Origin of the sequence: Shewanella algicola (assembly GCF_014648035.1) — a bacterium.
Classification (GTDB): Bacteria; Pseudomonadota; Gammaproteobacteria; order Enterobacterales; family Shewanellaceae; genus Shewanella; species Shewanella algicola.
In genome coordinates this window covers 1-2,250 of record NZ_BMQI01000121.1, presented here as the reverse complement: position 1 = coordinate 2,250, position 2,250 = coordinate 1, and the positions used below count along the sequence as shown (strand labels likewise).

Below are 2,250 nucleotides of genomic sequence, written 5' to 3'. Positions count from 1 at the left end.
ATTTAAGGAGATTCTATGAACACACAAGAAAAACACCAGTATTGGTCTTCATTAATCGAGCAGCAAAAACAAAGTGGCATCAGCATCACTCAGTTTTGTGCTGAGCAGAACATAAGCTATCAAACCTTTTATACATGGACCAAAAGGCTGAGAACACAGCCTGAGCCACAACGATTGCAACCCATTCTTGTGACAGATACATCCGTCGAGAGTGAAAACGTTGTCACGCTAGTCCTTACAAATGGTTTGCGTGCTCAGTTGCCGCTTCATTTAAGTACTAACCAAATCCAGCATTGGGTTGCAGCCCTAACATGACGCCCTCTGCTCAAGTTTATCTCGTCACGGGTGTCACCGATATGCGTAAGTCTATCGATGGGCTATCGCTTATCGTTGCACAACACCTTGAAATGGACCCATTTAGTGAATCCTGGTTTATTTTTTGTAATCGTCATCGAGATAAACTCAAAATCTTGTTTTGGGACACGAATGGCTTTTGGCTTTATTATCGGCGGTTAGAAAAAGGCACATTCAAGTGGCCAACCCCCACACATGATGGCGCGTTACATATCAGCAAGGCGCAACTAAATTGGCTGTTATCGGGGTTATCTATCGAGCATCACAGAGCACATCGACCATTAAATAACCTAACAGTGTGATCAAACAGGCGATCACATTTTTATGCTTGAACGATCCTTTTTCGCTGGCACAATAAGGAAAAATTCATACAAACGTCGCTAATAATGACCACACTTCCTGACGATATTGAGCAACTTAAGGCCATGGTACTGCAGCTGCAACAAGCTGCTGACATTGCACTGGCACAAGCGTCATTAGCCAAGGAAGAAGCACTTGTTGCTCAAGAAGAAATCACCGAGCTTAAAACACAAATCCAGTTGTTAATTGAGCAATTAAATTTAAGTCAATCTAAGCGGTTTTCTTCAAAGAGTGAAAAAGTGCCCAAAGGCACCTTCAATGAGGCGGAGCAACAAGATATTGCTGAGCCACCCGCACAAACCAAAAAGAAAACCGGCCGCAAACCCTTACCAGAAACACTCGAGCGTGAAGTTATTACACATGAGATTGACTCGCCTTGTTGTGAATGCTGCCAGTCTCCATTGCACCGATGTGGCGTCGAAACCAGTGAAGAGCTTAAAATTATTCCTCAAAAAGTGACGGTTATCCGTCATGAAAGGGTGAAATATGCCTGTCGTCAGTGTGAAAAAACACACACCAGCTCACGCATTATCACCGCCCCTAAGCCTCCCAGTTTAATCCCTAAGAGTATGGGCAGCGCCGAGGCATTTGCCGCCGTTGTGACGGCAAAATACGTTGATGCACTGCCACTTTATCGTCAGGTGGATATTTTAAATCGTTCAGGTATTGATATTAGTCGTGCGACCTTAGCCAATTGGTGTGTGCAATTAGGCATGAAAGTGCAGCCCATTATTGATGCAATGCAGTCACAGCTTCTCAATGAAAAGCTGATTTGTGCTGATGAAACCACAGTACAAGTCTTAAGAGAAGCGGATAGAGAAGCACAATCGACCTCGTATATGTGGGTGTATCGCAGTGGTGAGTTTGTCCAAACGCCTATCGTGATTTATGACTATCATCCAAGCCGCGCAGGCCGTTGTGCTCAAGCATTCTTATCTGGCTTTTCTGGGTATTTACTGACGGATGGCTACGGTGCTTATGGCACATTAAAAGACGTCACTCATGCTGGCTGCATGGCACATGTGCGCCGAAAGTTCACCGATGCACAAAAAGCGAGTGCGTCAAAAAAAGCCGGTAAGCCCGAAGTCGCACTGAGCTATATTGCCAAACTCTACGCCATTGAAAAACGTTCAAAACAACTCAGTGCGCTTGAGCGACAACAATTAAGACAACAAGAAGCAGTGCCAATATTAACGGAGTTTAAAACCTGGCTAGAAAAACAACAGGTACTGCCCAAAGGATATCTAGGCAAAGCGATTACCTATGCACTAAACCAATGGCCGAAATTATTAACGTATCTTGATGATGGTGATATTAGCATCGACAACAATGTCACCGAGCGAGATATACGCCCATTCACAACGGGGCGTAAAAACTGGATGTTCTCAACGTCAGTCAACGGCGCGCATGCCAGTGCGAACTTGTATAGTTTAGTGATGACCTGTCGCGCCAACGATATAAGCCCATATTATTACTTCAGACACTTGTTTACCGAGTTGCCCAAGCGTCTTCCTACCGACGATTTAACCGATTTAA

The 2,250-nt window shown here is 44.5% G+C and carries 3 protein-coding genes; all 3 read left to right on the top strand.

Annotated elements, in window-relative coordinates; genetic code table 11:
- Window positions 1-15 precede the first annotated feature (15 nt).
- Window positions 16-315 carry an IS66 family insertion sequence element accessory protein TnpA gene (gene tnpA / locus IEY42_RS21955; protein WP_188927291.1) on the top strand — a complete coding sequence of 100 codons (300 nt, stop codon included), beginning with the start codon at window positions 16-18 and terminating at the stop codon, window positions 313-315.
- Window positions 312-656, top strand: a complete 345-nt coding sequence (tnpB, locus tag IEY42_RS21950) for an IS66 family insertion sequence element accessory protein TnpB (RefSeq protein ID WP_188927290.1) — start codon at window positions 312-314, stop codon at window positions 654-656. The genes tnpA and tnpB overlap by 4 nt, the downstream gene beginning before the upstream one ends.
- Window positions 657-740: 84 nt before the next feature.
- A partial coding sequence (gene tnpC / locus IEY42_RS21945) for an IS66 family transposase (RefSeq protein WP_188927289.1) occupies window positions 741-2,250 on the top strand: 1,510 nt, incomplete at its 3' end.

Bases quoted from the DNA above. Each gene is read 5' to 3' on its own strand.
- tnpA (WP_188927291.1), top strand. From the start codon at position 16: ATGAACACACAAGAAAAACACCAGTATTGGTCTTCATTAATCGAGCAG.
- tnpB (WP_188927290.1), top strand. From the start codon at position 312: ATGACGCCCTCTGCTCAAGTTTATCTCGTCACGGGTGTCACCGATATG.